General features: G+C 68.5%; 23 protein-coding genes and 1 tRNA gene. 17 read left to right on the forward strand and 7 right to left on the reverse strand.

What is annotated here, in order from left to right; genetic code table 11:
• Positions 1 to 53: 53 nt before the first annotated feature.
• Both C8P66_RS00785 and hisI read right to left on the reverse strand, forming a co-directional pair.
• Positions 54 to 1,043 (reverse strand): CobW family GTP-binding protein, encoded by a 990-nt coding sequence (locus C8P66_RS00785; RefSeq protein WP_170141537.1) that lies wholly within the window; start codon positions 1,041 to 1,043, stop codon positions 54 to 56.
• Between the two features lie 11 nt (positions 1,044 to 1,054).
• The gene (hisI, locus tag C8P66_RS00790) at positions 1,055 to 1,462 is read right to left on the reverse strand and encodes a phosphoribosyl-AMP cyclohydrolase (RefSeq protein WP_111396228.1); all 408 of its coding nucleotides are present in this window, start codon (positions 1,460 to 1,462) and stop codon (positions 1,055 to 1,057) included.
• Positions 1,463 to 1,536: 74 nt separating this feature from the next.
• Here hisI and C8P66_RS00795 point away from each other — a divergent pair, with 74 nt between their 5' ends.
• Entirely contained in the window at positions 1,537 to 2,010 is a 474-nt protein-coding gene (locus C8P66_RS00795) for a transcriptional repressor (RefSeq protein ID WP_111396229.1), read from the forward strand.
• A gap of 92 nt (positions 2,011 to 2,102) precedes the next feature.
• Here the strand turns inward: C8P66_RS00795 and C8P66_RS00800 are convergent, their stop codons facing one another.
• Positions 2,103 to 3,224 carry an Mrp/NBP35 family ATP-binding protein gene (locus C8P66_RS00800; protein ID WP_111396230.1) on the reverse strand — a complete coding sequence of 374 codons (1,122 nt, stop codon included), beginning with the start codon at positions 3,222 to 3,224 and terminating at the stop codon, positions 2,103 to 2,105.
• Between the two features lie 368 nt (positions 3,225 to 3,592).
• On the opposite strand from C8P66_RS00800, the gene hflK reads away from it, so the two are divergent.
• The 3 genes from hflK (at position 3,593) to C8P66_RS00815 (ending at position 7,282) form a co-directional block, all read left to right on the forward strand.
• Positions 3,593 to 4,717 (forward strand): FtsH protease activity modulator HflK, encoded by a 1,125-nt coding sequence (hflK, locus tag C8P66_RS00805; protein ID WP_342767994.1) that lies wholly within the window; start codon positions 3,593 to 3,595, stop codon positions 4,715 to 4,717.
• Positions 4,714 to 5,586, forward strand: coding sequence for a protease modulator HflC (hflC, locus tag C8P66_RS00810; protein ID WP_111396232.1), 873 nt, complete (start codon positions 4,714 to 4,716; stop codon positions 5,584 to 5,586). The genes hflK and hflC overlap by 4 nt, the downstream gene beginning before the upstream one ends.
• Before the next feature lie 139 nt (positions 5,587 to 5,725).
• Positions 5,726 to 7,282: a DegQ family serine endoprotease gene (locus C8P66_RS00815; RefSeq protein ID WP_111396233.1), complete on the forward strand. Its 1,557-nt coding sequence runs from the start codon at positions 5,726 to 5,728 to the stop codon at positions 7,280 to 7,282.
• A 39-nt stretch (positions 7,283 to 7,321) separates the two neighbouring features.
• On the opposite strand, the gene serB is transcribed toward C8P66_RS00815, so the two are convergent.
• Complete coding sequence (serB, locus tag C8P66_RS00820; protein WP_111396234.1) at positions 7,322 to 8,221, reverse strand: phosphoserine phosphatase SerB; 900 nt, start codon at positions 8,219 to 8,221, stop codon at positions 7,322 to 7,324.
• Positions 8,222 to 8,277: 56 nt separating this feature from the next.
• Here serB and miaA point away from each other — a divergent pair, with 56 nt between their 5' ends.
• The 6 genes from miaA (at position 8,278) to C8P66_RS24650 (ending at position 15,608) form a co-directional block, all read left to right on the forward strand.
• On the forward strand, positions 8,278 to 9,201 hold the full coding sequence (miaA, locus tag C8P66_RS00825) for a tRNA (adenosine(37)-N6)-dimethylallyltransferase MiaA (protein ID WP_111396235.1): 924 nt from the start codon (positions 8,278 to 8,280) through the stop codon (positions 9,199 to 9,201).
• An 81-nt stretch (positions 9,202 to 9,282) separates the two neighbouring features.
• Positions 9,283 to 11,037: an acetolactate synthase 3 large subunit gene (locus tag C8P66_RS00830; RefSeq protein ID WP_456303626.1), complete on the forward strand. Its 1,755-nt coding sequence runs from the start codon at positions 9,283 to 9,285 to the stop codon at positions 11,035 to 11,037.
• Positions 11,038 to 11,040: 3 nt separating this feature from the next.
• Entirely contained in the window at positions 11,041 to 11,565 is a 525-nt protein-coding gene (gene ilvN / locus C8P66_RS00835; protein ID WP_111396237.1) for an acetolactate synthase small subunit, read from the forward strand.
• A 414-nt stretch (positions 11,566 to 11,979) separates the two neighbouring features.
• Positions 11,980 to 12,996 carry a ketol-acid reductoisomerase gene (gene ilvC, locus C8P66_RS00840; RefSeq protein ID WP_111396238.1) on the forward strand — a complete coding sequence of 339 codons (1,017 nt, stop codon included), beginning with the start codon at positions 11,980 to 11,982 and terminating at the stop codon, positions 12,994 to 12,996.
• A gap of 40 nt (positions 12,997 to 13,036) precedes the next feature.
• Positions 13,037 to 13,951 (forward strand): allantoinase PuuE, encoded by a 915-nt coding sequence (gene puuE / locus C8P66_RS00845; RefSeq protein ID WP_111396239.1) that lies wholly within the window; start codon positions 13,037 to 13,039, stop codon positions 13,949 to 13,951.
• 85 nt (positions 13,952 to 14,036) lie between these two features.
• A complete protein-coding gene (locus C8P66_RS24650) occupies positions 14,037 to 15,608 on the forward strand; it encodes a DUF4214 domain-containing protein (protein ID WP_111396240.1) in 1,572 nt (523 codons plus the stop codon).
• Here C8P66_RS24650 and C8P66_RS00855 read toward each other — a convergent pair whose 3' ends face one another.
• Positions 15,609 to 16,595, reverse strand: a complete 987-nt coding sequence (locus C8P66_RS00855) for a hydroxyacid dehydrogenase (protein WP_111396241.1) — start codon at positions 16,593 to 16,595, stop codon at positions 15,609 to 15,611. It abuts the gene before it with no gap.
• Positions 16,596 to 16,884: 289 nt separating this feature from the next.
• Between C8P66_RS00855 and C8P66_RS00860 the strand changes: the two genes are divergently transcribed.
• Positions 16,885 to 18,468 (forward strand): 2-isopropylmalate synthase, encoded by a 1,584-nt coding sequence (locus C8P66_RS00860; protein WP_111396242.1) that lies wholly within the window; start codon positions 16,885 to 16,887, stop codon positions 18,466 to 18,468.
• A 141-nt stretch (positions 18,469 to 18,609) separates the two neighbouring features.
• Here the strand turns inward: C8P66_RS00860 and C8P66_RS00865 are convergent, their stop codons facing one another.
• A complete protein-coding gene (locus tag C8P66_RS00865) occupies positions 18,610 to 18,849 on the reverse strand; it encodes a YMGG-like glycine zipper-containing protein (protein WP_111396243.1) in 240 nt (79 codons plus the stop codon).
• Positions 18,850 to 19,024: 175 nt separating this feature from the next.
• On the opposite strand from C8P66_RS00865, the gene C8P66_RS00870 reads away from it, so the two are divergent.
• From C8P66_RS00870 to C8P66_RS00895, 6 genes are all read left to right on the forward strand, one after another.
• Complete coding sequence (locus tag C8P66_RS00870; protein ID WP_111396244.1) at positions 19,025 to 20,068, forward strand: rod shape-determining protein; 1,044 nt, start codon at positions 19,025 to 19,027, stop codon at positions 20,066 to 20,068.
• Between the two features lie 25 nt (positions 20,069 to 20,093).
• Positions 20,094 to 20,969 (forward strand): rod shape-determining protein MreC, encoded by an 876-nt coding sequence (gene mreC, locus C8P66_RS00875; RefSeq protein ID WP_111396245.1) that lies wholly within the window; start codon positions 20,094 to 20,096, stop codon positions 20,967 to 20,969.
• A 33-nt stretch (positions 20,970 to 21,002) separates the two neighbouring features.
• The gene (mreD, locus tag C8P66_RS00880) at positions 21,003 to 21,503 is read left to right on the forward strand and encodes a rod shape-determining protein MreD (protein WP_245903139.1); all 501 of its coding nucleotides are present in this window, start codon (positions 21,003 to 21,005) and stop codon (positions 21,501 to 21,503) included.
• A gap of 24 nt (positions 21,504 to 21,527) precedes the next feature.
• Positions 21,528 to 23,423 carry a penicillin-binding protein 2 gene (mrdA, locus tag C8P66_RS00885; protein ID WP_111396247.1) on the forward strand — a complete coding sequence of 632 codons (1,896 nt, stop codon included), beginning with the start codon at positions 21,528 to 21,530 and terminating at the stop codon, positions 23,421 to 23,423.
• Positions 23,423 to 24,568: a rod shape-determining protein RodA gene (gene rodA / locus C8P66_RS00890; RefSeq protein ID WP_111396248.1), complete on the forward strand. Its 1,146-nt coding sequence runs from the start codon at positions 23,423 to 23,425 to the stop codon at positions 24,566 to 24,568. The genes mrdA and rodA overlap by 1 nt, the downstream gene beginning before the upstream one ends.
• A gap of 74 nt (positions 24,569 to 24,642) precedes the next feature.
• Positions 24,643 to 24,718, forward strand: a tRNA-Lys gene (locus tag C8P66_RS00895).
• 32 nt (positions 24,719 to 24,750) lie between these two features.
• On the opposite strand, the gene C8P66_RS00900 is transcribed toward C8P66_RS00895, so the two are convergent.
• Positions 24,751 to 25,938 carry a pyridoxal-phosphate-dependent aminotransferase family protein gene (locus C8P66_RS00900; RefSeq protein ID WP_111396249.1) on the reverse strand — a complete coding sequence of 396 codons (1,188 nt, stop codon included), beginning with the start codon at positions 25,936 to 25,938 and terminating at the stop codon, positions 24,751 to 24,753.
• Positions 25,939 to 26,001 lie beyond the last annotated feature (63 nt).

The raw sequence follows: 26,001 nt of genomic DNA on the forward strand, positions 1-26,001 counted from the left end.
TTGCGCTGAGAGTCCGCTGCGGCGTGGGGCGTGTCAACGCGCGCGTGGCACGATCATGCCGCAGCCATGAAGGCGGCCAGCCCCTGTTCCACCACGGCCCGGTCCAGGTCCCGCAGCACGAAGACCAGTGCCGAGCGGCGCGGCGTGCCGGCGGGCCAGGCGGCCAGCCGCACCGGCGGATGCCAGACATGCTGCACGCCATGCAGCACCAGCGGCAGCACCTCGCCGGCGACATCCAGCAGCCCCTTCACCCGCAGCAGGCTGGCGCCGCGCGTTGCGGTCAGCATCTCCAGGAAGGTCGCCATGCCCTGCCAGGCAACGGGTTGCTCCCAGGTCAGGCAGAAGGCGTGGATGCGGTCCGAATGGCGGTTGGCGTCATGGTGGTGGTCGTGGCGATGGGCATGGGCCTCGGCGGCCAGCCAGCGCACCACATCCTCGCCGCGCGCGGCGGGGTCGAAGGGGCCGGCGGCGAGCACCGCCTCCGGCGTCGCCCCGGCGGCCGGGATCGGCACCGCGGCGGGGTTCAGCGCGCGCAGCCGCGCCAGCAGGGCCGTGGTGTCGGGGGCGAGGTCGGTCTTGCTCAGCACGATGCGGTCGGCGACGGCGGCCTGCTTCACCGCCTCGGGCTGGCTGTCCAGCGTCGCCAGACCGTTCACCGCATCGACCAGCGTCACCACCCCATCCAGCACGAAACGCCGGGCGATCGCGGGGTCGGTCATCAGCGTGTGCAGGATCGGCGCGGGATCGGCGAGGCCGGTGGTCTCGATCACCACCCGCGCGACCGGCTGGCCCGCCGCGATGCGTGCCGCCAGATCGGTCAACGCCCGCACCAGGTCGCCGCGCACGGTGCAGCACAGGCAGCCGGCGTTCAGCAGCACCGTCTCCTCATCCAGCCGCTCGACCAGCAGATGGTCGAGGCCGATCTCGCCGAACTCGTTCACCAGCACGGCGGTGTCGCGCAGCCCCGGGTGCTTCAGCAGGGCGTTGAGCAAGGTGGTCTTGCCCGCCCCCAGGAAGCCGGTGAGCAAAGTGACCGGGATCATGGGCCCCGGGATCATTGGCCGTACAGCGCCTTGGGGTCGGCCAGCACCGGGGCGATGGAGGTGAGCTCGCCATCGCGCAGCGCCCAGGAGAAGCAGGACCGCCGCCCGGTGTGGCAGGCGACCCCGGCCTGGTCGACCAGCAGCAGCACGGCATCGCCGTCGCAATCCATCCGCAGGTCGATCAGCCGCTGGGTCTGGCCGGAGGTCTCGCCCTTGCGCCACAAGGCCTTGCGCGAGCGGCTGTAATAGACGGCGCGGCCGGTCGCGAGGCTCTCCTCGACCGCGGCGCGATCCATCCAGGCGAGCATCAGCACCTCGCCGGTGTCATGCTGCTGGGCGATGGCGGCGATGAGCCCATTGGCGTCGAAGCGCAGGGCATCGAGCAGTCTTTCCCGCGAGGGGGCAGAAATTGGTTCCATGGCAGGGACTCCGGCGGCCGGTTTCCGTTACCATATAACGTGCGGCATCGGGGATCGGCAGAGTGGGGCAGGACATGGCAGCTGCGACGGAACATGCGCTGGAGGCCGCCGAGGCCGCCTGCACCCTGCGCGGCGCGCGGCTGACGGAACTGCGGCGGGAGGTCTTGCGCCTGGTGCTGGAGGCGGGGCAGCCGGTCGGCGCCTATGCGTTGCTGGACCGGCTGCGGGCCGGGCGCGCGGGGGCGGCGCCGCCCACGGTCTATCGCGCGCTGGATTTCCTGCTGGAACAGGGGCTGATCCACAAGGTCGAGCGGCTGAACGCCTTCATCGCCTGCGCGGATGCGCATGACCACGCCCCGCATGCGGGCCATGGCCATGCGCATCCGCACCAGTTCTTCATCTGCGGCCGCTGCGGGGACGCGGCCGAGATCGCCGATGCCTCCATTGCCGCCGCGATCGCCGAGGCGGCGCGGAGGATCGGCTTTCGGCCGCGCGGCGCGACCGTGGAGGTCGAGGGCCTCTGCGCCGCCTGCGCCGAGGCCGGCTGACACAAGAGAGCACATCAACAACAGCGCCTCGGCCATCCAGAGCGACATCCCGGCGCAATACGGGGTCCTGTTCGCCTGGGCGGGGTGCGGGGCTACTCCACCACGATCATCGGCGCCGCGGGCTTGGGCGCCTGCGCCTTCTCCCAGATGCGGGCGGCCATGGCGCGATAGGCGCCGGCCTCCTCCGTCTCCGGCCGCGCCATCACGATCGGCGTGCCGGCATCGGCCAGCTCCCGGATCGCGAGCGTCAGCGGCAATTCGCCGAGGAATTCGACGCCGAGGCGCGCGGCCTCGGTCTTCGCGCCGCCATGGCCGAAGATGTTGCTGCGATGGCCGCAGTTCGGGCAGCAGAAGACCGACATGTTCTCGATCAGCCCGAGCACGGGCACGCCCACCTTCTCGAACATCCGCACCCCGCGCCGCGCGTCGATCAGTGCCACATCCTGCGGCGTGGAGACGATCACCGCACCGGCCAGCGGCACCCGCTGGCTGATGGTGAGCTGCGCGTCCCCGGTGCCGGGCGGCATGTCGATGATCATGATGTCGAGCGGGCCCCAATCGACCTGGCCCATCATCTGCTCCAGCGCGCCCATCACCATGGGGCCGCGCCAGACCATCGGCGTCTCCTCCTCGACCAGGAAGCCGATCGACATCGCCTTCAGCCCCCAGCGGGAGAGGGTCTGGATGCGTCCGTTCACCGCGCGCGGTTTTTCGCGGGTGCCCAGCATCTGGGGCAGGGAGGGGCCGTAGATGTCGGCATCCAGCAGCCCGACCTTGAGCCCCATCGCGGCCAGCGCCACGGCGATGTTCACCGCGGTGGTGGATTTGCCGACGCCGCCCTTGCCCGAGGCGATGGCGACGATCGCCGTCACCTCGGGCAGCAGCATCGCGCCCTGGCCGGCCGGCGCGCGGCGGCCATGGCCGTGCGGGGCGGGGGCAGGAGGGGCGGCAGCGGCGGGGGCCTCGCGATGCGCGGTCAGGATCACGGTCGCGGAGACCACGCCCCGCACCGCCGCCGCGGCCTTCTCGGCCTCGGCCCGCATCGGTTCCAGCGCGCGGGCACGTTCGCGGGGCACCTCCAGCGTCACCTGCACCAGCCCATCGCGGGCCGCGATATCGCCGATCCACCCCATGGATGCGAGGTCCCGCCCGCTTTCGGGGTCGCGTACCAGGGAGAGCGCCACGCGCACCGCTTCGGCCAAGGCTTCGCCCATAGCTTGAAAATCCTTCATGTCTGGCCGATATGCGCGGGGGACGCCGACCGGTTTACGGTCGCGATATGGCGCGGTCGGCGCCGGGCGGTAAGCCCATGCCGCCGTGTCTCTCTATTTGGCGCCAGTTCATCTGGTGCTGGGGGATCAGGATGCGCGGGCGGATCGCCTGGGCATCTGCAACAGGGAGGCCGGCCTCTTACATGGCGTGGAACAACAATGGCGGGCCCAGCCCGTGGGGCACACCGCGCCCCGGCGGGAGTGGTGGCGGTCCTGGCGGTCCCTGGGGCACGCCGCCCCAAGGCGGCCCTGGCGGCAATCGGGGTGGCCCCCCGGATCTGGATGACCTGATCCGTCAGGCGCAGGAGGCGGTGCGCCGCTTCCTGCCGCGCGGCGGCAGCGGCGGCGGCTTCGGCACCAAGGGCATCGGCTTGCTGGCCGTGCTGGTCGTCGGCGTCTGGGCCGCGAGCGGCTTCTTCCGCGTCCAGCCGGATGAGCAGGGCGTGGTCATGCGCTTCGGCGCCTTCAGCCGCACCACCCCGCCCGGGTTGAACTATCATCTGCCCTGGCCGGTCGAGGCGGTGACCACACCGCGCGTCACCCGCATCAACCGCGTCGATGTCGGCTTCCGCGCCAACCCCGAGCAGATCGCGCCCCGGCCCGTTCCCTCCAGGGATGTGCTTGAGGAATCGCTGATGCTGACCGGCGATGAAAACATCATCGACATCGATTTCGCCGTGTTCTGGCGCATCCGCGATGCCGGCGAGTTCCTGTTCAACACGCGCAACCCGGAAAGCACCGTGAAATCGGTCGCCGAGAGCACGATGCGCGAGATGATCGGCCGCACCCCGATCCAGCCCGCCCTCACCGAGGCGCGTGCCCAGATCGAGGCCGAGGTGCTGAGCACGACCCAGGCGATCATGGACCAGTACAAGTCCGGCATCGAGATCACCCAGGTGCAGTTGCAGAAGGTCGATCCGCCGGCGACGGTCATCGATGCCTTCCGCGACGTGCAGCGCGCCAATGCCGACCGCGAGCGCGTCCGCAACGAGGCGGAATCCTACCGCAACGACATCATCCCCCGGGCCCGTGGCGAGGCCGAGCGCGTTGTCCAGGAAGCCCAGGGCGTGCGCGAAAGCACCATCGCCCGCGCGGGTGGTGAGGCGGCACGCTTCCTCTCGGTGCTGGGCGCCTACGAGTTGGCCAAGGACGTGACCGTGCGGCGCATGTACCTCGAAACCATGGAGGAAATCCTGCGGCGCAACCCCAAGACCATCATCGATGACCGCCTGACCGGGATCGTGCCCTTCCTGCAACTGGGCGGGACGCAGGGTGAGGGGGCCGCGGCATCCGCGGCCGGTGCCACCCCGTCCTCCCAGGGCCAGGGCCAGGGCCAGGGCCAGGGCCAGGGCCAGGGCCGCACGGCGCCGCCGGCGGCCTTGTTGGCGCCGGGCGCGCTGCCCAGCCGAACCCAGACCCAGGGGGTGCCGCGATGACCCGCCTCAGCATTTTCATCGGCGCCGTCTTCGTCGCGATCGTCCTGGTCGCCTCCACCCTGTTCACCGTGCAGCAGACGCAGCAGGTGCTGATCACCCAGTTCGGCCAGCCGATCCGGGTCATCCGGGAGCCGGGGCTGCATTACAAGGTGCCGTTCATCCAGACCGTGATCCCCTTCGACCGCCGCCTGCTCGACTACGACATGGCGGGCGAGGAGGTGATCCTGGGCGACCAGCGCCGGCTGATCGTGGACAGCTTCACCCGCTTCCGCATCACCGACCCGCTGGTCTTCTTCCAGACCGCGGGCGCGGCCGAGACCGGCATCCGCGGGCGGCTCGGCTCCATCGTCAGCTCGGCGCTGCGCCGGGTGCTGGGCAATGAGCCGCTGCTGGCCGTGCTGTCCGCCGACCGCACCCGGGTCATGACCGGCATCCGCCGGCAGGTGAACGAGGAGGCGCGCCGCTTCGGCATCGAGGTCGAGGATGTCCGCATCCGCCGCGCCGACCTGCCGGAGGAGAACACCCAGGCGATTCTGGCCCGGATGCAGTCCGAACGCGAGCGCGTGGCCCGCGAGGCCCGCGCCGAGGGTGCGGAGGTGGCGGCCCGCGTCCGGGCCGGCGCCGATCGCGAGCGCACGGTGATCCTGGCGGAAGCCCAGGCGCAATCGGATGTGCTGCGTGGCCAGGGCGAGCAGGAATCCATCCGCGTCTTCGCCGATGCCTTCCAGCGCGACCCGCAGTTCTACCAGTTCTACCGGACCATGCAGGCCTATCGCGAGGCCTTCAGCGACGGTGACACCCGTCTGGTGCTCTCGCCGGACAGTGAGTTCTTCCGGTTCTTCCGGGAAAGTTCACCGGCGCCGCGTTAGGTCCGCCGGATGGCCGGCCGGGTGCGCGGGGGAGAAACCCCTTCGCGCACCCAGCCGTTACCGGGCGAAACCCACCGGGCCCTTTGCGACGGCCCGGTCGCGTGACCATCCTAAGATCATCGATCCGGAACCCTTGCCCATGCGCCTTGCTGCCCTCTTCCTGACCGGCTTCGTGGCCGCGGCCACGCCGGCCATCGTGCTTGCCCCGGCGCCCGCCCTGGCGCAGCGCGCCCCCGATACCTTCGCGCCGCTGGCCCGCCGGCTGCTCCCCGCCGTGGTGAACATCCAGACGACGCAGACGGTCCAGGCCCGCGCCGGCCGGCCGGATGCGCCGGATGTGCCGCAGGCCCCGCCCGGCAGCCCGTTCGAGGAATTCTTCCGTGACTTCCTGGAGCGCAACCGCCCCCAGGGTCCGGGGTCCCAGGGTCCGGGGTCCCAGGGTCCGGGGTCCCAGGGTCCGGGAGCCCAGCCGGGCCGCCCCGGCCAGCCCGCGCCGCCGCGCCGCGCCCAGTCGCTGGGCTCGGGCTTCATCATCGATGCCTCGGGGCTGATCGTCACCAACAACCACGTCATCGACGGCGCGGATGAGATCAATGTCGTGCTCGCCGACAACACCACCTTGCGCGCCGAGCTGGTCGGCGCCGACACGCGCACCGACATCGCCCTGCTGCGGGTGAAGACCGAGCACCCGCTTTCGGCGGCGGTCCAGTTCGGTGACAGCGATACCGCGGCGGTCGGCGACTGGGTGGTTGCGATCGGCAACCCCTTCGGCCTCGGCGGTTCCGTCACGGCGGGCATCGTCTCCGCCCGCGGCCGCGACATCCGCCAGGGCCTGTACGACGACTTCATCCAGACCGATGCCGCGATCAACCGCGGCAATTCGGGCGGCCCGCTGTTCAACCTGGCCGGCGAGGTCATCGGCATCAACACCGCGATCTACTCGCCCTCGGGCGGCTCGATCGGCATCGGCTTCTCCATCCCCTCGAACCTCGCCAAGACCATCGTCGCGCAGCTGCGCGACGGCGGGCGGGTGCGTCGCGGCTGGCTCGGCGTGAACATCCAGCAGGTTACGGAGGAGATCGCCGAGAGCCTGCGCCTGCTGGGCGGCGCCCGTGGCGCCCTGGTCGCGCGTGCGCAGGAGGGCGGCCCGGCCGCCACCGGCGGCATCCAGAACGGCGACATCGTGCTGAGCTTCAACGGCCAGGCGGTGGCGGAAATGCGCAACCTGCCGCGCATCGTCGCCGAAACCCCCGTCGGCACCAATGCCCCGGTGGTGGTCTGGCGGAATGGCGCGGAGGTCACCGTGCAGGTGATGGTCGCCGAACTGCCGACCGAGGCGCAGCAGGCCGCGACCTCTCCGAATGCGCCGCGTCCGCAGCCCAGCACCGTCGAGCTGACCGGTCTCGGCATGAAGGCCATGGCCATCACGCCGGAGGTGCGTGAGCGCTTCAGCCTCGGCGCCGAACGGCAGGGCGTCGTCATCACCGACGTGGATGCCAACAGCCCTGCCGCCGAGCGCGAACTGCACCCCGGCGATATCATCGTCGAAGTGCAGCAGGAGCGGGTGACCACGCCGAAGGAGGTCAATGACCGCCTGGAGGCGCTGCGTCGCCAGAACCGCGCCAGCGCCCTGTTCCTGGTCGAGAACGCCCAGGGCCAGCGTTGGGTGCCGCTGCGGCTGCGCGCCGAGCGCTGACACAACACCGATGGCCCGGGGCTGCGAAGCCCCGGGCCGTCAGCCCGGTTTGATGTCCTGCGCCGCATATCCCATGGCGAAGAGCAGCCCGCGCAGCCCGGCATGATCCAGCCGCGCCCGTGCCGCTGCCGCGACGATCGGCTTGGCGCGATAGGCGACCCCAAGCCCCGCCGCGCCCAGCATCGCCAGGTCATTGGCGCCATCCCCCACCGCCGCGGTCGCGGTCAGCGCCAGCCCGTTCTCGGCCGCGAGCCGCTTCAGGATCGCGAGCTTGGCGTCGCGATCCAGGATAGGCTCGGCGACACTGCCAAGCAGGGCATCCGCCTCGATCTCCAGGGTATTCGCGAAATGATGGGTGAAGCCGAGGCCCTGGGCCACGCGGCCGGTGAACCAGGTGAAGCCGCCCGACACCAGCGCCGTCACCGCGCCATCCGCGGCCAGGGTCGCGATCAGTTCGCGCGCGCCGGCGCTGTATTCGGTCGCCTCCCAGGTTTTTTGCAGGGCGGCGACGTCCAGCCCCTTCAGCAGCGCCACACGCTCCCGCAAGGCCGCCGAGAACTCGATCTCGCCATTCATGCTGCGGGCGGTGATGGCGGCGACCTCGGCCTTCAGCCCGGCATAGGCGGCGATCTCGTCCAGCGTCTCGCTGGTCACGATGGTGCTGTCCATGTCGGCCAGCAGCAGCCGCTTGCGCCGGCCCTCGGCCGGCTGGGCGATCGCGTCCACCGGCAGCGCGCCGATCGCGCCACGGGCGATGCTGACCGCCTGCTCGGGGGCGAGTTCCAGGAAGGGCAGGTCGCAGGCCTCGCCTTCGGCGAGCCATTCGGGCGTGCCCGGGATCGCCCCCATGTCGCCAAGGGCCGCGCGGATGCGCGCCGGCAGGGTTGCGGGCAGGGCGCCGGGTGCGGCGATGAGGGTCAGGACGAGGGGGGAGGTCATGGCGGCCGGACCCTGCCCAAGCCCGGGCCCAACCGCAAGCCATCGGGCCGCAAGCCATGAGGTCCGCGCTCATCATCATGGGCCCCACCGCCTCGGGCAAATCGGCGCTGGCGCTGGATCTGGCGCGGCGCTTTGGCGGCACCGTCATCAACGCCGATTCCATGCAGGTCTATCGCGAGCTGCGAATCCTCACCGCCCGCCCGACGCCGGAGGAGGAGGCGATGGCCCCGCATCTCCTCTACGGCGTGCGGCCGGCGGCCGAGCCCGGCAGCCTGGCCTGGTGGCGGGGTGAGGCGCTGGCGGCGATGGCGGCGGCGGAGTTCCCCATCATCTGTGGCGGGACCGGGCTCTATATCTCGGCGCTGACCCAGGGCTATGCCGATGTGCCGCCGATCCCCGAGGCGATCCGCGCCGAGGCCCGCGCGCTGCTGGCCGAGATCGGCCCCGCGGCCCTGCATGCGCGGCTGGACCCGGCGACCGCGGCCCGGCTGCGGCCCACCGACCCGCAGCGCATCGCCCGCGCCTATGAGGTTTTTCGCGCGACCGGCCGGGGCCTCGCGGAGTGGCAGGCGGGACCGGGCGCCGGCCCCGCGCCCTATCGCTTCTCCGCCATCCTGCTGGACCCGCCGCGCGATGCGCTGCGGGCGGCGATCGCCACCCGCTGGCAGGCGATGATGGCGGCGGGCGCGGTCGAGGAGGTCGAGGCGTTGCTGGCGCTCGGGCTGGACCCCGGCCTGCCGGCGATGCGGGCGCATGGCGTGCCCGAATTGCGCGCCATGCTGGCCGGGGAGATCGAGCCGGCCGAGGCGGCGCGGCGGGCCTGCCTTGCCATCGGGCAATACACCAAACGGCAGGCGACCTGGGCGCGGCACCATGATCTCGGCCCGACGCATAGGATACATGCGCGTATCGCGGGTCTTACGCAATTTTCCGAATGTGGAAGGTCGGAAATCTTCGCATTTATTCATTCCCGGCGTTGACGTGGCGCCGCGAGGGGTCTAACCCTCCGGCCTCGCAACCAGGGTGTTCTCACCATGTCCGCTACCCCCGATGCCAGGATCATGACCGGAGCCGAGGTCGTCCTCGAAGCCCTCAAGGATCAGGGCGTCGAGGTTATCTTCGGCTATCCCGGCGGCGCCGTGCTGCCGATCTACGACGCGCTGTTCCAGCAGAACCACATCCGCCACATCCTCGTCCGCCACGAGCAGGCCGCGGTGCATGCGGCCGAGGGCTATGCCCGCTCCACCGGCAAGGTGGGCTGCGTGCTGGTGACCTCCGGCCCGGGTGCGACCAATGCGGTGACCGGCCTCGTGGATGCGCTGATGGACAGCATTCCCCTCGTTTGCCTCACCGGGCAGGTGCCGACGCATCTGATCGGCAATGATGCCTTCCAGGAGGCCGATACCACCGGCATCACCCGCCCCGCGACCAAGCACAATTATTTGGTCAAGCGCCCGGGCGACCTCGCCAACGTCATGCATGACGCCTTCTATGTGGCGCGCAGCGGGCGGCCGGGGCCGGTGGTGGTGGACCTGCCCAAGGACATTCTCATTGGCAAGGCGCCGTATTTTCCGGCGCCGGTGGTGGAGCACCGCTCCTACCGCCCCGCGACCGAGCCCGATCCGCGCCGCATCGGCGAGGCGATCGCGCTGCTGAAGCGTTCGGCCCGCCCCATCGTCTATGCCGGCGGCGGCGTGATCAACGCAGGCCCCGAGGCCTCGCGGCTGCTGGTCGAATTCGTGCGGATGACGGGGTTTCCCTGCACCAACACGTTGATGGGCCTGGGCAGCTACCCGGCCAGTGACCCGCAGTTCCTCGGCATGCTCGGCATGCATGGGACCTATGAGGCGAACCTCGCCATGCATGACTGCGACGTTATGCTGAACATCGGCGCGCGTTTCGATGACCGGGTGACGGGGCGGCTGAACGCCTTCTCGCCGGGGTCGAAGAAGATCCATGCCGATATCGACCCGTCCTCGATCAACAAGAACGTGCGGGTGGATGTGCCGATCGTCGGCGATGCCGCGGCGGTGCTGCGTGCCCTGATCGCCGCCTGGAAGGCGGATGACGCCGAGCAGGACCGCGTGGTGCTGGCCGCCTGGTGGCGCCAGATCGCGACCTGGCGCGGGAAGGACTGCCTGTCCTATGTCCAGAGTGGAAAAATCATCAAGCCGCAGCATGCGGTGAAGCGCCTGTTCGAGATCACCCAGGCGACCAAACGGGAAACCTTCATCACCACCGAGGTCGGCCAGCACCAGATGTGGGCGGCGCAGTATTTCGGCTTCGACCAGCCGAACCATTGGATGACCTCGGGCGGGCTCGGCACCATGGGCTATGGGCTGCCGGCGGCGATGGGGGTGCAGATCGCCCATCCCGATGCGCTGGTGATCGACATCGCCGGCGAGGCCAGCATCCTGATGAACATCCAGGAGATGGGCACGCTGGCGCAGTACCGGCTCCCCGTAAAAATCTTCATCCTGAACAACCAGTACATGGGCATGGTGCGGCAGTGGCAGGAGTTGCTGCATGGCGCCCGCTACTCGGAGAGCTATTCCGAGGCGCTGCCCGATTTCGTGAAGCTGGCCGAGAGTTTTCACGCGGTCGGCATGCGCGCGACCGAGGCCGACCAGCTCGACGACGTCATCCATGCCATGCTCGCCAGCCCCAAGGCGGTGATCGCCGATATCTGCGTCGCCCAGGATGAGAACTGCTACCCCATGATCCCCTCCGGTGCCGCGCATAACCAGATGATCCTCGCCCCAGGCCAGGAGGGGGGCGTCGCCGGCGTCACCGATGAGGGCAAGGTGCTGGTCTAGACCATGTCCGACAGCATGCTGGAACGCACCGCGACCATCGCCGTGCTTGTGGAAAACGAGGCCGGTGTCCTGGCCCGGGTGATCGGATTGTTCTCCGGCCGGGGCTACAACATCGAGAGCCTGACCGTGGCGCCGGTGGATGAGACGCGGCGCATCAGCCGCATCACCATCGTCACCAGCGGCACCGAGATGATCATCGAGCAGATCAAGGCGCAGCTCGACCGGCTGGTGCCGGTGCATATGGTCAGCGACCTGACCCTGGAAGGGCCGCATCTGATCCGCGAACTCGCGCTGATCAAGGTGGTCGGCCGGGGCGAGAACCGGATGGAGGCGCTGCGCCTCGCCGATGCGTTTCGGGCCCGCGTCGTGGATGCGACGCCGGAGAGTGCGGTGTTCGAGATGACCGGCAGCGCCGAGAAGATCGAGGCTTTTTGCGCGCTGATGCGGCCGCTTGGCCTGTCTGAGGTGTCCCGCACTGGCGCCGTCGCTATCGCACGCGGGACGCGGGTGCTGGGATTGATTAGATGACCGCTAGTCTGCCCCGCATCTTCCTGATTACGTTCGATGCTAATAAGGCAGCGCGTGCTAAGCATGTGGAAGCGAGAAAAAAAATTGGTCGTATCTAGATGGGAAGCAAATTTCATCAAATTTCTACAAGCACATTGATAATGAGTTAAGAGATTTTGGAGTTGTTATGACGCCAGCCAACGGCGTGAGGCTTGTCTTATCTTGTCATGCTGCAGCAAGTATGTTTGATAGTGTAAAATGCTGGATTGGGGAAGAGCCCCTTTTCGTAACTGAAATTAATTCAAATGCATTGATTTATGTTCCAAGCGGAGAATTTTCCGACGCGATCCATCGGTGGTTACGCGGTGAGTTTAATGCGGACGAGTTGTTTAAGGCTGAATTCGGTAGCCCTACCATTTAGGAACGGAGAATAAGATGCGCGTTTATTACGACCGCGACGCCGATGTGAACCTGATCAAGGCCCGAAAAGTCGCGGTCATCGGTTTTGGCAGCCAGGGCCATGCCCATGCCATGAACCTGCGCGACAGCGGCGTGCCCGATGTCGTCGTCGGCCTGCGCCCCGGCCCCAGCGCCAAGAAGGCGGAGGCCGCGGGCTTCACCGTCATGTCCCCCGCCGATGCGGCGAAATGGGCCGATGTGGTGATGGTGCTGACGCCGGATGAGGGCCAGGGCGACCTGTACCGCGACCATCTGCATGCCAACATGAAGGAGGGCTCGGCCCTTGCCTTCGCGCATGGGCTGAACGTGCACTTCAACCTGCTCGACCCGCGCCCGGACCTGGACGTGTTCATGATCGCGCCCAAGGGCCCCGGCCACACGGTGCGATCCGAATACCAGAAGGGCGGCGGCGTGCCCTGCCTCGTGGCGCTGGCCCAGAACCCCTCGGGCAATGGGCTTGAGATCGCGCTGTCCTATGCCTCCGCCATCGGCGGCGGGCGTTCGGGCGTGATCGAGACGACCTTCAAGGAAGAATGCGAGACCGATCTGTTCGGCGAACAGGTCGTGCTCTGCGGCGGCCTGGTCGAGTTGATCAAGGCGGGCTTCGAGACGCTGGTCGAGGCCGGCTACGCCCCCGAGATGGCCTATTTCGAGTGCCTGCATGAAGTGAAGCTGATCGTGGACCTGATCTACGAGGGCGGCATCGCCAACATGAACTACTCGATCAGCAACACCGCCGAGTATGGCGAATACGTCACCGGCCCGCGCATCATCACCGCCGAGACCAAGGCCGAGATGAAGCGCGTGCTGAACGACATCCAGAGCGGCAGGTTCGCCCGCGACTGGATGCTGGAGAACAAGGTCAACCAGGCCTCGTTCAAGGCGACCCGTCGCCGTCTGGCCGAACACCAGATCGAGGATGTCGGCACCAAGCTGCGCGGCATGATGCCCTGGATCGGCAAGAACGCTCTGGTCGACAAGGCCAAGAACTAACAGCGTTGACCTCATGGGCGGGGCTCGTCAGGCTCCGCCCATGAGCAAATTGGCGACCGACAGCCCCTATCCCCGCGACTTCATCGGCTATGGGCCGACGCCGCCCGATCCGGCTTGGCCGAACGGGGCCAAGGTCGCGCTCTCCTTCGTGCTGAACTACGAGGAGGGCGGTGAGAACACCGTGCTGAACGGCGATGCCGGCAGCGAGATCTATCTGCATGAGGTCCCGGGCGGCACGCCCCGCCTCGGGGCCCGCAACGAGACGGTGGAAAGCCAGTTCGGCTACGGCGCCCGCGCCGGCGCCTGGCGCGTGCTGCGGCTGTTCGAGGAACGCGGCCTGCCGCTGACCGTCTATGGCGTCGGCCGCGCGCTGGAGCTGAACCCGCCGATCGCCCGCGCCTTCATCGAGAAGGGGCATGAGGTCGCCTGCCACGGCTGGCGCTGGATCGATTATGCCGAGGTCGATGAGGCGACCGAGCGCGAGCACATCGCCAAGACCATCGCCGCGGTAACCGAGCTATGCGGCGTGCGCCCGGTCGGCTGGTACACCGGGCGGATCTCGGCCCGCACCCGGGCGCTGGTGCAGGAGGCCGGGGGCTTCCTCTATGACAGTGATTCCTATGAGGATGACCTGCCGTTCTACGTGCCGGTCGGCGGGGGCACGCAGCTCGTGATCCCCTATACGCTCGATGCCAATGACATGAAGTTCGGCGTGGCCCCGGGCTTTGCCAGCAGCGATGCCTTCGCGGCCTATCTGCGCGACGGGCTGGACCTGCTGCGGGGTGAGGGCGGGCGGATGATGAGCGTCGGGCTGCATGCGCGGATGGTCGGCAGGCCGGGGCGCGCGGCGGCGCTGGCGCGGTTCCTGGACCATGTGGTGGCCTGCCAGGATGTCTGGGTCTGCCGGCGGATGGATATCGCGCGGCATTGGCGGGAGCGGTTTCCGCCGGAGTAAAGTTAATTCCGTGGAACTATTGCGACATCCAATCTAATATGCGACCTGCATAGCATTACCAGATCCTTCTGGCGGAGATTATGCTGTGGCTACCGTTCGCGCTTACATCGCCATTGATATGGAGAATCTCAGTACGTGGTATGGTGTGGTCACGGAGGCGAGTGGTAGTCGTATTATTGTAGAATCATACCCTTTCAAGGCTGTGTATGAGGGTAGTTTTTTCTATAATGATTTTGGCATATCTGACGGATCGCTGCAGAAATTCTCATCGTATTATGGAAATTCACTGGCGGTCGTCACTGAGGGATTTTCAGTGTCGGCCCTTACAGCTTTTGTGGCGATCAATACCTATCGCGCTTCGGAGCTTGCTCGTTTGATCCTGTCGGGGCCAGACAATATCCAAGGCTCATTCTTTGGCGATCGCTTGCTTGGCTACGACGGCGACGATCTGATTTTTGGCAACGACGGAAACGACACCCTTAAGGGCGGAGCCGGGCGCGACACGCTGTTCGGCGGAAATGGGGGCGACTGGCTTTCGGGCGATGCCGACGACGATACCCTCGACGGCGGCATCGGGAATGACACGCTGTACGGCGGGTCAGGTCGCGACCTGCTGCGTGGCGGGGAGGGCGCCGATCAGTTTTGGGGCGAAGCCGGCAACGATCTCCTCGACGGAGGGATCGGGGATGATTCGCTCTATGGCGGAGATGGCGACGACACCCTCTCAGGTGGAAGCGGCAACGACATCATCTCGGGTGGCCCGGGATTCGACACGGCGGCTATTCACGCCCTGCGCCGGCAGGAGGCCGTGACGGGCAACCCTGTCTTCTCTGCCCGGCTGAACGGGCTGGAGGGGAGCGACGCGCTGACCTCTGTCGAAGTGCTGCGTTTCACCGACGGCTGGCTCAGTTTCGACGCCACCGGCACTGCCGGCTCCGTGCAGCGCCTCTACGGTGCCACTCTTGGCCGCGCTCCCGACCCCACCGGGCTTGGTTCATGGATCAGTGCCATCGAGGACCATGGCCTCTCCTTGAGCGCCACGGCTCAGAGCTTCGTTGCCTCGTCGGAGTTCCAGCTCCGCTTCGGCGTCCCCGACAATGGCGGCTTTATCGGCTTGCTCTACACCAATGTGTTGGGGCGGCCGGCTGACTCTTCAGGGCAGGCCTATTGGACCAATCTTCTCCAATCCGGGCAGCTCAGCCGGGCGGGTGTCGTTCTTGGCTTCTCGGAGTCGTCCGAAATGATCGCTCAGACCAGCGCGCGATATCAGTCGGGCGTCTGGGCCCCCGACCCGGTGGCGGTGGATGTGGTGCGGTACTACCACACGGTGATCGACCGCCAGCCCGATGCCGGCGGCCTCTCCTATTGGATCGACCGGCGTGAGCAGGGGCTGAGCCTCACGCAGATGTCCGAAGCCTTCGTCACCTCCCCGGAGTTCCAGAACCGCTACGGCAGTCTCTCCAACGCGGGCTTCGTCGCGCAGCTCTACCTCAATGCGCTGGACCGGCCCGGCGATGCGGGCGGCATCGCCTATTGGGACGGACTCCTGGACGCCGGGGCCATCACCCGTGCGGATGTGGTCGCGGGCTTCGCCTTCTCGAACGAGATGACGGCCGCGATCACCCCCTATGTCACCGACGGCGTCTTCTTCGCCTGATCACGCCCCATGCGGCGGCGCGCCGGGCAGCACCGCGAGGTTCACCACCATCGCCGGGTCCGGCCGCCCATCCAGCGCATCCAGCATGTTCTGCGCCGAAATCGCCGCCATCCGCCCTAAGCCCTCATCGGTGCTGGCGGCGTTGTGCGGGCTGATGACCACGTTCGACAGGCCGAACAGCGGATTGTCCGGGGCAGGGGGCTCCTGTTCCAGCACATCCAGCCCGGCACCCAGCAGCCGGCCGGAGCGGAGTGCTGTGACCAGGGCGGCTTCCACCACCACTGGCCCGCGCGCGGTATTCACCAGGATCGCGCCCGGCTTCATCGCCGCGAAGGCGCGCCCATCCATCAGATGCCGCGTCTCCGGCCGCAGCGGGCAATGCAGGGTCACCACATCGGCCGCGGCCAGCCCCGCATGCAGGTCGCGCACCGCCAGAAACCCGTCGGCGGCGATGCGTTCGGGCCGGAAACCCGGGTCCATGACGGACACCTTCATCCCGAAGGCGGCGCAGTAGCGCGCGACCCGCGCCCCGATCCGGCCATAGCCGACAACCAGCACGGCCCGGCCGCCGAGATCGCCCATCAGCGGCCCCTGGGTGCTGGTCCAGATGCCGGATTTCACCGCGCGGTCATTGTCCACCGCCCGCCGCGCCACCGCGAGCATCAGCATCATCGCGTGCTCGGCGACCGACAGGTCATTGCTGCCATTGGCGACCATCACCGCCACATGCCGCGCGGTGCAGGCGGCAAGATCCACCGTGTCGAACCCCACGCCATAGCGCGCGACGCAGCGCATCGAGGGCGCCGCCTCCAGGAAGGCCGCATCCATCGGCTCCAGCCAGGCCAGCACCGCATGGGCATCGGCGCAGGCGGCATAGAGCGTCGCCTTGTCCGGCGCATCCAGCACGGTGACGCGCACATCCCCGCGCGCCTGCAGGATCGCCATGCCGGCGCGATGCAGGGGGCGGCACAGGACGATGTGATGCATGGCGGTTCCTCTCCGGGCTTTCCTGGGCCGCAGCACAACCTGCCCCGGGGCGCGGCACAACCGCCGGGCTTGCGATTTCTTCCGCCCTGCCGTTAGATGCCGGCGAGATGATGGCGCACTACTCCCGTTCCGCTTCCGATGCCGGCCTGTTGGCCGCCGGTCGCGCGCGCGCTCTTCTCCTTCGACTTATCCGCCCCTGAGCGCTCGGGCCGTCTCGGCCCATGCTGTTCGGGGGAAGCAAGAGGGGACCAGCGCCCCCGCGACACGCCACACGCACGGAAACGCACCCATGGCCATCAATCACCCGTCCTTCGGCACCCTGGCCGACGACCGCATCCTGATCTTCGACACGACGCTGCGCGACGGCGAGCAATCCCCCGGCTTCTCGATGAACCTGGAAGAGAAGCTGCGGATGGCCGAGGCGCTGTCCGAACTCGGCATCGATGTGATGGAGGCGGGCTTTCCCATCGCCAGCCCCGGCGATTTCGAGAGCGTGCAATCCATCGCCCGCAAATTCGCCAAGGACGGCCCGGTGGTCTGCGGCCTCGCCCGCACCTCGCCCGCCGATATCCTGAGTGCCGCCGAGGCGATCGCGCCCGCCGCGCGCAAGCGCATCCACACCTTCGTCTCCACGAGCCCGCTGCATATGCGGGTGAAGCTGCGGATGGAGCCGGATGCCGTGCTGGCGCTGGTCACCGCCAGCGTCACCTTGGCCCGCAACCACACCGATGACGTGGAATGGTCCGCCGAGGACGGCAGCCGCACGGAGGATGAGTTCCTCTGCCGCTGCGTCGAGGCCGCGATCAAGGCCGGCGCCACCACGATCAACATCCCCGACACGGTCGGCTACGCGGTGCCGGAGGATCTGTTCCGGATCTTCGACATGCTGCGGAGGCGGGTGCCGGGTGCCGATGGGGTCATCTTCTCCACCCATAACCACAACGACCTGGGCCTGGCCGTCGCCAATACCCTGGCCGCCATCCGCGCAGGCGCCCGGCAGGTGGAATGCACCGTCAACGGCATCGGCGAACGGGCGGGCAATGCGAGCCTGGAGGAGGTCGCGATGGCCATCCGCACCCGCGCGGATGTGATCGGCCAGAAGACCGGCATCGTCTGCGAGAACATCCTGCGGACCTCCAAGCTGCTGGTCGGCATCACCGGCTTCGATGTGCAGCCGAACAAGGCGATCGTCGGCCGCAACGCTTTCGCCCATGAATCCGGCATCCATCAGGATGGGATGCTGAAGGACGCCGGCACCTATGAGATCATGACCCCGGAGAGCGTCGGCTGGGCCAAGACCTCACTGGTCATGGGCAAGCATTCCGGCCGCGCCGCCTTCCGCGACAAGCTGAAGACCCTCGGCTACCAGATCGGCGACAATGCCCTGAACGACGCCTTCCGCCGCTTCAAGGATTTGGCCGACCGCAAGAAGATCGTCTACGACGAGGACATCTCGGCCCTGGTCGATGACGAGGTCCTGCGCGGGCATGACCGCATCAAGCTGGTGGACCTCTCGGTTTCGACCGGCATGACCACCCAGCCGACCGCGACGGTGGTGCTGGAGGTGGATGGCCAGCCGCGCCACGGGGTGGGCCGCGGCGATGGCGCTGTCGATGCGACCTTCGTCGCCCTGCGCGAGGCCTTCCCGCATGAGGTGGAGCTGAAGCTTTACGCCGTGCAGGCGGTGACCGATGGCACCGATGCCCAGGCGCGGGTGACGGTGCGCCTGGCCGAGGCCGGCAAGACGGTGGACGGGCAGGGGGCGGATACCGACACCATCATCGCCTCGGCCCGCGCCTATGTGCATGCGCTGAACAAGCTGCTGCTGAAGCGCGACCGCACCGCGCCGCCGGAGATGGCCCGCAGCGCCTGATCCAACTCCAGGCACCCGGTTTGCCGGGGGCCTGGACATGACAAAGCGGACACCTTGTTGCCCGGCTGCCCGGAACATGAAAAACCCGCCACCCGGTTTCCCAGGTGGCGGGCAGTTCATTTCAGCAGGTCAGGCCTTGGCTCAGCGCCAGGCAGGACGGCCGAGGTTCACGGTCCCCGGGCTGGTCAGCGCGCCGCCCGCGGCACCGGCGGCGCCGCCGATCAGGGCGCCGGCACCGGCATTGCCGCTCAGCGAGCCGATCACCGCGCCGCCACCAGCACCGAGCAGGCCACCGGACACAGCCCGATCGCCCGTGGTCTGCCCGCAAGCGGCAAGGCCGAGGCTGCCGAGGGCGAGGGTCGCGATCATCAACTTCCGCATGGTCTTGTTCCTTATCCAGGTTAATCCCGATGCAGGCGTAACGCTCCGATATGCGCGGGGTTGCAGCCACGCGGAGATAGCGGCTTGAGAATGGGGCGGTGGGGGGCTAACCACACCCCGGCGACCGCCACGACCCTCCCCCCCTGCTTCCGTTCTCTCCGAAAAGGTTCCGTTCATGTTCTCTCGCCTGTTCGGCTTCCTCTCCGCCGACATGGCCATCGATCTCGGCACCGCGAACACGCTGGTTTACGTGAAGGGTCGTGGGATCGTGCTCAATGAGCCGAGCGTTGTTGCCATTTCCGACATCCGCGGCCGCAAACAGGTGCTGGCGGTGGGTGAGGAGGCCAAGCTCATGCTCGGCCGCACCCCCGGCAACATCGCCGCCATCCGCCCGCTGCGGGACGGGGTGATCGCCGATTTCGAGGTCGCGGAGGAGATGATCAAGCATTTCATCCGCAAGGTTCACAATCGGCGGAGCTTTGCCTCGCCGATGATCATCGTCTGCGTCCCCTCCGGCTCCACCGCCGTCGAGCGCCGCGCGATCCAGGAAAGCGCGGAGAGCGCCGGCGCGCGGAAGGTCCTGCTGATCGAGGAGCCCATGGCCGCCGCGATCGGCGCGGGGCTGCCGGTGACCGAGCCCTCCGGCTCCATGGTCGTCGATATAGGCGGTGGCACCACCGAGGTCGCGGTGATCAGCCTGGGCGGCATCGTCTATGCCCGCAGCGTCCGCGTCGGCGGCGACAAGCTGGATGAGGCGATCATCAGCTACATCCGCCGCCAGTTCAATCTGCTGATCGGCGAGAGCACCGCCGAGCGCATCAAGATGACCATCGGCTCCGCCGCCCCCCCGGAAGAGGGCGAGGAGGGCCCGCTGACCGAGGTCAAGGGCCGCGACCTGATGAATGGCGTCCCCCGCGAGGTGCTGGTCAGCCAGCGCCAGATCGCCGAGAGCCTGGCCGAGCCGATCAACCAGATCGTCGAGGCCGTGAAGGTCGCCCTGGAGAACACGCCGCCGGAACTGGCCGCGGATATCGTGGACAAGGGGATCGTGCTGACCGGCGGTGGCGCTTTGTTGCAGCGCCTGGATCTGGTGCTGCGGGATGCGACAGGCCTGCCTGTTTCGGTGGCGGAGGATGCGCTCTCCTGCGTCGCCCTCGGCACCGGACGGGCGCTGGAGGACATCAAGCGCCTTCGCGGTGTCCTCTCGTCGATGTATTAATGTAAAAAGGTGACGGGGGGCGCGCGTGATCAGGCTCAGCATTCCGCTGCGGCAGGCATTGTCCCGGCTCTCGCTGCCGGTGCTGATCGCTGTCGCCTTCGGCACCATGCTGCTGGGCAAGGCTGACACGCTGCTGGTCGAACGCTCGCGCATGGCTTTGGCCGATGTGCTCTCGCCGATCTATGCCGCCCTGGCCGAGCCTGTGGGGGCCGCGCGCGACATGATGCAGGAGGTGCGGGAATTGATCGCGCTGCGTGCCGACAATGTCGCTCTGCGTGAGGAAAATGAGCGCCTGCGCCGTTGGCAGGCCGCCGCTTTGGCGCTGGAGGGCGAGGTGACCCTGTTGCGCCGCCAGCTTTCCTTCACGCCGGATTCCGAACCCAGCTTCCGCACCGCCCGCGTCGTCGCCGATGGCGGCGGCACCTATGCCCGCGCCGTGCTGCTGGCGATCGGGCCGCATATGCAGGTCCGCAAGGGCCAGGTCGCGCTGGATGAGCGCGGCCTCGCCGGCCGTGTCACCGAGATCGGCAGCCGCTCCGCCCGCGTGCTGCTGGTCACCGACATCAACAGCCGCATGCCGGTGACGCTGGAGGGCAGCCGCGCCCGGGCCATCATGGCCGGCAACAACACCGACCGCCCGCGGTTGCAGCACTGGCCCGAGGGCGTGCTGCCGGTCGAGGGCGAGCGCGTCATCACCTCCTCTGACCAGTCCCAGGCCTTCGGCGGCCTGCCCTCCGGCCTGCCGGTGGGGGAGGTCCGCTGGAGCGCCTCCGGGGCGGCCGAGGTCGAGCTTTATGCCCGGCTGGACCGGCTGGACCTGTTGCGTATCTTCGATTTCGGCTTGGCTGGCATCCTCCCACCCGAGGCCGTGGCCCGCCCCGAGCCCCGGCGCGGCCGCTAGATGTTTGGCCGCCGGGAGCCGGCGCCGGGGCTGATGCGCCGCCTGGACGCGCTGGCGCGCGCGGCCATGCCCACGGTGATCGCCGCCGTGCTGATGATGCTGGCCGCGGCCCCGGTCGGCGTGCCCTCCGGGGTGCCGGCGGTGGCGCTGCCTTGCGTGTTCTTCTGGAGCGTGTTCCGCCCCGCGGCGATGCCGCCGCCGGCGGTGTTCGGGCTGGGGCTGTTGCAGGATCTGCTCACCTTCGCCCCGCTCGGGGTCGGGGTGTTCATCCTGCTGCTGGTGCATGGGCTGGCGCTGAGCTGGCGCCGGCATCTTGCCCGGCAATCCTTCCTGGTGGTCTGGCTCGCCTTTTCCGGCTTCGCCGCGATGGCGGCGGGGCTCGGCTTCGCCTTGCAGGCGCTGCTCGGCTGGGTGCTGCCACCGATCGCGCCGGCCCTGCACCTGCTCGGGCTGACAATGGGGATCTACCCGCTGCTTTCCTTCCTGCTGACACGCACCCATGGCGCCATCCGCGCCGCGGAGGAAGTCGCGTGAGCAAGCCGCGATGAGCAAGCCGCCATGAGCAAGAAGGAGGAGGAACGCAGGCGCGGCGCCTTCACCCGGCGCGCGGTGCTGCTGGCCACCGGGCAGGTCGGGCTGTTCGGCTTCCTCGGCTGGCGGCTGCACCGCCTGCAGGTGCAGGAGGGCGACCGCTATGCCACCCTGGCCGAGGAGAACCGCATCTCCGCGCGGCTGATCGCCCCGCCGCGCGGCCGGGTGATGGACCGTACCGGCCATGTCGTGGCGGCCAACCGGCTGAACTGGCGGGCGCTGCTCGTCGCCGAGCAGACCCAGGATGTGAACGCGACGCTGGAGACCTTCTCCCGCATCGTGCCGCTCGCCGAGCATGAGCGCACGCGCATCGAGCGCGAGGTCCGCCGCCGCCGCCGCTTCGTTCCCGCCGTGGTGCGCGAGTTCCTGACCTGGGACGAGATGGCGCGGATCGAGATGAACGCGCCGGACCTGCCGGGCATCAGCATCGATGTCGGCACCACGCGGCTCTACCCCGAGGCCGAGCACCTCGCCCATATCGTGGGCTATGTCGCGCCCCCGGCCGAATCCGACATCGACGGCGATCCGCTGCTGGAACTGCCGGGCATCCGCGTCGGCCGCGCCGGGATCGAGCGCCACCACGACCGGCTGCTGCGCGGCCGCGCGGGCGCCGTTCAGCTCGAGGTCAATGCCGTCGGCCGCGTCATCCGCGAGTTGGACCGGCGCGAGGGCGTGCCTGGCCAGGATGTGCAGATCAGCATCGACACCGGGCTGCAGAAGGCGGTTCGCGAGCGGATCGAGGAAGGCACCAGCGTCGTCGTCATGGACGTCCGCAATGGCGAGGTGCTGGCCATGGCGAGCCAGCCCTCCTTCGACCCCAATTTGTTCAATTCCGGCGTCTCCAACGCGCAATGGCGCGCCTGGACCGCCAATCGCGCGACGCCGCTGATCAACAAGGCGACCAACGGGCTCTACGCCCCGGGCAGCACCTTCAAGATGGTGGTGGCCTCGGCGGCGCTGGAGGCCAAGGTCTGCACCCCGGGCGAGCGGGTGACCTGCCCCGGCTACTACGACCTTGGCGATACCCGCTTCCACTGCTGGTCGCGCTACGGCCATGGCGGGGTGGACATGCGGTCGGCGCTGAAGCTGTCCTGCGACGTCTATTTCTACGAGATGGCCAAGCGCACCGGCATGGACCGCATGGCCGCCATGGCCAATCGCTACGGGCTCGGGGTCGAGCTCGACATCGAACTGCCCGGCAGCCGCCGCGGTTTCGTGCCCACCCGGGCCTGGCGCATGGCGCAGGGCAAGGCCTGGAACCTCGGCGATACCGTGGTGCATGGCATCGGGCAGGGCTTCTACCAGCTCACCCCGCTCAGCCTCTGCACCATGGTCTCGCGTGTCGCCTCGGGCCGGGCCGTCCAGCCGCATCTGACGCGCGCCGTCGGCGGCCGCCCGATCCGCGGCGTCCGCCCCGAGGATTGGCCGAGCATGGGCCTGCCCGACCGCGACCTCCGGCTCATGCGGGAGGGCATGTGGGCGGTGGTGAACGAGGAGGGCGGCACCGCCCGCATCGCACGCCTGCCGGCGGGGCTCGGCCAGATGGCGGGCAAGACCGGCACCACCCAGGTCCGCCGCGTCAGCCGCGAACAGCGCGAGCGCGGCTTCCGGGTCGAGACCATGCCGCGCGAATGGCGCCCGCATGCGCTCTTCGTCGGCTTCGCGCCGCATGACAATCCGCAATACGCCGTCAGCGTGGTGGTGGAGCATGGCACCAGCGGCTCGGCCGCCGCCGCCCCCCTGGCACGGGATGTGATGGCCGAGACCCTGACCCGGATGCGCGGCGGCTCCGGCCCCGGGCAGCGGGTGGCCGATGCGGTGCCGGGCGGCCCGGTGCCGACGCCGCGGCGGGATGGCGGCTGATGGCCTTCGAACGCCGCCTGCTGATGCGCGAACGTGGGACGGGGGTGCTGGAGAAGCTCTGGCTGATCCCCTGGACCTTCGTGATGCTGCTCTCGGCGGTGGCCGCGGTCGGCTATGTCGCGCTGTATTCGGCCGGCGGCGGCTCGGCCGAGCCCTATGCCAGCAAGCATCTGCTGCGCTTCGGCTTCGGGCTGGTGATGATGCTGTCGCTCGCCCTGGTGGACATCAGGGTGATCGCCCGATTCGCCTGGGTCGGCTGGCTCGGGGGCGTGGCGCTGCTGGTGCTGGTGGCGCTGCATGGCAATGTCGGCAAGGGCGCGCAGCGCTGGATCGATATCGGCCCGATCCAGCTGCAACCCTCCGAACTCATGAAGATCATGCTGGTGCTGGGGCTGGCCGCCTGGTTCCACCGCGCCTCCTGGGAGCGGGTGGGCAATCTGCTGTTTTTGATCCCGCCGGTGCTGATGGTGCTGATCCCGGTCGGGCTGATCCTGAAGCAGCCCAATCTCGGCACCGGGCTGATCACCGCTTTGGTCGGCGGCGGCATGTTCTTCGCGGCCGGGGTGCGCTGGTGGAAATTTGCCGTGGTGGCGGGAATCGCCGGGGTCATCGCCCCCATCGCCTATGACCGGCTGCACGATTACCAGCGGGCGCGAATCACCACCTTCCTCGACCCGGAAAGCGACCCGCTCGGCGCCGGCTACAACATCATCCAGAGCAAGATCGCGCTCGGCTCGGGCGGAGTCTGGGGCAAGGGGTTCCTGCAAGGCACCCAGGGCCATCTGAATTTCCTGCCGGAAAAACAGACCGATTTCATCTTCACCATGATCGCCGAGGAATTCGGTTTCGCCGGGGCGATCTCGGTGCTGGCGCTGCTGGCGCTGGTGGTGGTCTTCGGCTTCCTGGTCGCGCTGCGCTGCCGGAACCAGTTCGGGCGGCTGCTGGCGATCGGGCTCGCCACCAACTTCTTCCTTTACGTCTTCGTCAATGTCGCGATGGTCACCGGCTCGATCCCCGTGGGCGGCGTGCCGCTGCCGCTGATCAGCCACGGCGGCTCGGCCATGCTCACGGTGATGCTGGGCTTCGGGCTGCTGATGTCGGTCCACGTCCATCGGGACGTGGAATTCGGCGGCAGCCGCGATTGAGACGGACAGATGTCGCCCAGATGTCGCCAGGGGGGGTGGACATCCAGGCGTGACGTTGTAGAAGGCCGCTCGGCGGGCGCTTAGCTCAGTTGGTAGAGCAGATGACTCTTAATCATCGGGTCCACGGTTCGAGCCCGTGAGCGCCCACCAAGCCTTTCCCGCCCGGCCTCGCGCCGGGCGGATCAGGCTTCCGCCAGATAGGCCATGGCCGCACCCACGCCACCCGGCGCATGCGGCACCCCCTCGATCCGCAGCGCCATCTCCACCGCACCCAGGGTGCCCAGGATCATCGGCTCGTTCAGATCCCCCAGATGGCCGATGCGGAACACCTTGCCCGACAGCGGGCCGAGGCCGCCGCCGATCGACACGTTGAACCGCTGCAACGCCGTGCGCCGCACCGCCTCGGCATTGTGGCCCTCCGGCATCAGCACCGCGGTCACGCTGTCCGACAGCCGGTCCCGCGATTCGCAGAACAGCGCCGGTCCCTTGTTGCCCGACCAGTGGCGCACGCAGCGCCGCACCCCCTCGGCCAAGCGGCTGTGGCGAGCAAAAACCTGCTCCAGCCCCTCCTCCTCGATCAGCCGCAGCGCTTCGGCCAGGCCGTAGAACAGCGTCACCGGCACGGTGCCGACGAAGCTGCGGTGCCGGCGCCCGAGCATGTTGGTCCAGGAGAAGTAGTGCTTGGGCAGCTTGGAGCCCGCATGCGCCGCCATCGCCTTGGCCGAGACCCCGGTGAAGGACATGCCGACCGGCAGCATCAGGCCTTTCTGGCTGCCGCCGACCGCGGCATCCACACCCCATTCATCCATGCGGAAGTCCATGGAGCCGAGCGAGGAGATCGTATCGGCCAGGAACAGCGCCGGATGGCCGGTCGCATCCAGTGCGGCGCGGATCTGCGCCAGCGGCAGCACCGCGCCGGTCGCGGTCTCATTGTGCACGGCGCAGACGGCCTTGATCGCATGGCCGGTATCGGCCGCCAGTGCGGCCTGCACCGCCGCGATCTCGGCCCCGCGCCGCCAGTCGGCGGCCACCACCTGGACCTCGATGCCGAGGTCGATCGCCATCCGCGCCCAGGATTGGGAGAAATGCCCGCTCTCGATGATCAGCACCCGGTCCCCGGCGGAGAGCAGGTTGACCAGGCAGGCCTCCCAGGCCGCATGGCCGGAGCCGGTGTAGAGGAACACCTCCTGCGTGGTCTTCAACACGCGCTTCAGCCCGGCCACGCAGCCCTCGTAGAGCGTGAGGAAGCCCCCATCCATGAAATCCACGGAGGCATGGGACAATGCGTGCTGGATGCTGTCGGGGATGTTGGTCGGGCCCGGGTTGGCAAAGAAATGCCGCCCCCGGGGCAGGCGGGTGAGATCGGCCATGCGTGTCTGCTCCCTCTTCGGCGACAGTCTCATCCCGGTGGCGGTGCCCGTCGAGGGGAGCGG

It is taken from the genome of Humitalea rosea, assembly GCF_003253705.1.
In the GTDB taxonomy this organism is placed as follows: Bacteria; Pseudomonadota; Alphaproteobacteria; order Acetobacterales; family Acetobacteraceae; genus Humitalea; species Humitalea rosea.

Excerpts from the sequence above, each read along its gene's own strand:
- C8P66_RS00785 (WP_170141537.1), bottom strand. The coding sequence starts at position 1,043 with ATGATCCCGGTCACTTTGCTCACCGGCTTCCTGGGGGCGGGCAAGACC.
- hisI (WP_111396228.1), bottom strand. The coding sequence starts at position 1,462 with ATGGAACCAATTTCTGCCCCCTCGCGGGAAAGACTGCTCGATGCCCTG.
- C8P66_RS00795 (WP_111396229.1), top strand. The coding sequence starts at position 1,537 with ATGGCAGCTGCGACGGAACATGCGCTGGAGGCCGCCGAGGCCGCCTGC.
- C8P66_RS00800 (WP_111396230.1), bottom strand. The coding sequence starts at position 3,224 with ATGGGCGAAGCCTTGGCCGAAGCGGTGCGCGTGGCGCTCTCCCTGGTA.
- hflC (WP_111396232.1), top strand. The coding sequence starts at position 4,714 with ATGACCCGCCTCAGCATTTTCATCGGCGCCGTCTTCGTCGCGATCGTC.
- C8P66_RS00815 (WP_111396233.1), top strand. The coding sequence starts at position 5,726 with ATGCGCCTTGCTGCCCTCTTCCTGACCGGCTTCGTGGCCGCGGCCACG.
- serB (WP_111396234.1), bottom strand. The coding sequence starts at position 8,221 with ATGACCTCCCCCCTCGTCCTGACCCTCATCGCCGCACCCGGCGCCCTG.
- miaA (WP_111396235.1), top strand. The coding sequence starts at position 8,278 with ATGAGGTCCGCGCTCATCATCATGGGCCCCACCGCCTCGGGCAAATCG.
- C8P66_RS00830 (WP_456303626.1), top strand. The coding sequence starts at position 9,283 with ATGACCGGAGCCGAGGTCGTCCTCGAAGCCCTCAAGGATCAGGGCGTC.
- ilvN (WP_111396237.1), top strand. The coding sequence starts at position 11,041 with ATGTCCGACAGCATGCTGGAACGCACCGCGACCATCGCCGTGCTTGTG.
- ilvC (WP_111396238.1), top strand. The coding sequence starts at position 11,980 with ATGCGCGTTTATTACGACCGCGACGCCGATGTGAACCTGATCAAGGCC.
- puuE (WP_111396239.1), top strand. The coding sequence starts at position 13,037 with ATGAGCAAATTGGCGACCGACAGCCCCTATCCCCGCGACTTCATCGGC.
- C8P66_RS00855 (WP_111396241.1), bottom strand. The coding sequence starts at position 16,595 with ATGCATCACATCGTCCTGTGCCGCCCCCTGCATCGCGCCGGCATGGCG.
- C8P66_RS00860 (WP_111396242.1), top strand. The coding sequence starts at position 16,885 with ATGGCCATCAATCACCCGTCCTTCGGCACCCTGGCCGACGACCGCATC.
- C8P66_RS00865 (WP_111396243.1), bottom strand. The coding sequence starts at position 18,849 with ATGCGGAAGTTGATGATCGCGACCCTCGCCCTCGGCAGCCTCGGCCTT.
- C8P66_RS00870 (WP_111396244.1), top strand. The coding sequence starts at position 19,025 with ATGTTCTCTCGCCTGTTCGGCTTCCTCTCCGCCGACATGGCCATCGAT.
- mreD (WP_245903139.1), top strand. The coding sequence starts at position 21,003 with ATGCGCCGCCTGGACGCGCTGGCGCGCGCGGCCATGCCCACGGTGATC.
- mrdA (WP_111396247.1), top strand. The coding sequence starts at position 21,528 with ATGAGCAAGAAGGAGGAGGAACGCAGGCGCGGCGCCTTCACCCGGCGC.
- rodA (WP_111396248.1), top strand. The coding sequence starts at position 23,423 with ATGGCCTTCGAACGCCGCCTGCTGATGCGCGAACGTGGGACGGGGGTG.
- C8P66_RS00900 (WP_111396249.1), bottom strand. The coding sequence starts at position 25,938 with ATGGCCGATCTCACCCGCCTGCCCCGGGGGCGGCATTTCTTTGCCAAC.